Raw genomic sequence first — 2,180 nt, forward strand, 5'->3', positions numbered from 1 at the left:
GTTGCTCCGTTATATAATCATCCCATTAGTGCCAAGATACTTTACGGCTATTATTTTAAAGCCAGAAAAGCTCAATTAACCGGATATTTCTTCCGCTTCACATCCAAGTTTATTCATGATGGCGATGAAGAGATGATTTTTGATATTAATGAAACAAACAAGATTAAATTGGTCAAAACGCACCTCTTTTTGTTTCAGCCATAAACTGAACGCTTCGTGCGCTATTGCACAATCTTGCTATAAAATGGTGCACGCGCTTTGCGCACGCCAAAAAGCTCATATATGGTTTGCGCTCACAGTGAGGTCGCATGCCCCTATCTTGCCAAGCCATATTGAGTAAATCCAAAAATGCAAAACAACTCTTCGCCCTGAACATTGGCGCAGAGCGGCAGATTTCAATTTGGCAAAACACCAATGATCAAGTTCATTATGATGACCCGCTGGGCCACACATTCAGCCGCTATCTGGCTGGGGGTCAGGGCACGCGGCGGCTAGATATTGAAGAGCGCGTGGGCTGGCCGGGCGCCGTATGCGTGTTTCCCGAAGGACACCCATCCCACTGGGAGATCAAAGACCCTTTTCGCTTCGTCCACCTTTATGTGCCGAACGCTCAATTGCGCGCACACTATGCCAAAACTCACGACCGCGATTGCCGCACTTTAGAACTAAGCGAACTCACACTGGCCCACGCACCAACATTTTCAGATCCGCTTGCTGCCATGGCGCAAGCTGCAATTGATGGAAATGTACTACAAGCCGATGCAGCGTTTGCAGAGCTTATCGGTCGTCTAAACATTGGAAAAAAAGCGGTTGCTGGCGGCCTTTCCCCCCACACACTGCGCAGAATTGACGAGTGGGTCGAAACCCACTTACACACAACCATTAGACTTGAAGACTTGGCGCAAGTAGCAGAACTTTCCGAATTTCATTTTCACCGCATGTTTAGCGCCAGCAGGGGAATATCACCCCACAATTGGATATTGGGCCAGCGCATAGAGCACGCCAAAGCACTTTTGAAAAACACTTCAATTGCGCAGATTTCAGCAGCTTGTGGTTTTTCAAGTCAAAGCCATTTCACGCGGGCGTTTAAAACCAGCACCGGCCTCACACCCGCCGCCTACCGTCGGGCCCTTTTTGGGTAAAAAAAAGCGCCGATGATAAATCACCGGCGCCCTGGGTCTTGGAGGAGGATAATATAGATACGCAGCTAGCGGTAAAGCAGATCACCCAAATCTTGTTTGTCCGCATATAAACTCGCCACCTGCTCTTCATAGCCATTGAACAACAATGTGGGCACACGCTCACCTGTGTGCAGAACCCGTTCTGTGGCCTGCGTCCAGCGCGGATGGGGCACTTTAGGGTTCACATTTGCCCAAAACGCATATTCACGCGCCTGCAATTGCTCCCAAAAACTGATCGGGCGTTCATTGGTGAAGGTAAACTTCACAATCGATTTGATGGACTTAAAGCCATACTTCCACGGCAACGCCAAGCGCAAGGGTGCGCCCATTTGATCGGCGACCTGTTTGCCATAAGCACCCACCACCAAGAACGCGAGATCGTTCTGCGCTTCTTCAACAGTAAGTCCTTCGATATAGGGCCAAGGATACCACGGTTGCGTTTTGATGCCGCGGGCCACGCTTGGATCGTTGAACGTTTCCATACGGATGTATTTCGCGCCCGCTTGTGGCCCTGCCATTTCAACCAATTTGGCAAACGGAAAACCAATCCAAGGCACTGTCATCGACCAAGCTTCTACGCAGCGGTGTCTATAGAGACGTTCTTCAATGCCCATCTTTGAAATCAAATCATCAATATCGATGGTTGTTGGATTGTCCACCAACCCATCAATCGTCACTTGCCAAGGCCGCGCTTCAAGCACCTGCGCATCTTTTGCGATTTCCTTGTGCGATCCGAATTCGTAGAAATTATTGTAATTCAAATTCACGTCTTCAGGCGTCAGCTCCCGATCAAGTTGAAAAGCTTCATTGCGGACGGCATTCATGGCCAAGCGCTCATCGCCGGGCGCAGCAAAAGCGCCCCGGACCGTGCCAAGCGCCCCAGCCAAGCCAATTGCGCCGGCCCCGGCCATGATTTGACGCCTATTCATATAGACACCTTCAGGCGTTGCCTCTCGTTCCGCAATTTCCCAGCTACGCTTTTTCTTGATCAGCATCTTT

General features: G+C 49.9%; 3 protein-coding genes. 2 read left to right on the forward strand and 1 reads right to left on the reverse strand.

Annotation, left to right across the window (positions count from 1 at the left end; all coding sequences use genetic code 11):
- Together Q0231_RS13365 and Q0231_RS13370 are read left to right on the forward strand one after the other, a co-directional pair.
- On the forward strand, nt 1-204 hold a 204-nt coding region (locus Q0231_RS13365), incomplete at its 5' end, for a hypothetical protein (protein ID WP_299348080.1).
- A 104-nt stretch (nt 205-308) separates the two neighbouring features.
- Entirely contained in the window at nt 309-1,142 is an 834-nt protein-coding gene (locus Q0231_RS13370; protein WP_299348082.1) for an AraC family transcriptional regulator, read from the forward strand.
- Between the two features lie 65 nt (nt 1,143-1,207).
- Here Q0231_RS13370 and msrP read toward each other — a convergent pair whose 3' ends face one another.
- Nucleotides 1,208-2,176, reverse strand: coding sequence for a protein-methionine-sulfoxide reductase catalytic subunit MsrP (gene msrP / locus Q0231_RS13375; protein ID WP_269395226.1), 969 nt, complete (start codon nt 2,174-2,176; stop codon nt 1,208-1,210).
- Nucleotides 2,177-2,180: the final 4 nt, after the last annotated feature.

The organism is uncultured Maritalea sp. (assembly GCF_937139385.1).
Lineage (GTDB): Bacteria > Pseudomonadota > Alphaproteobacteria > Rhizobiales > Devosiaceae > Maritalea > Maritalea porphyrae_A.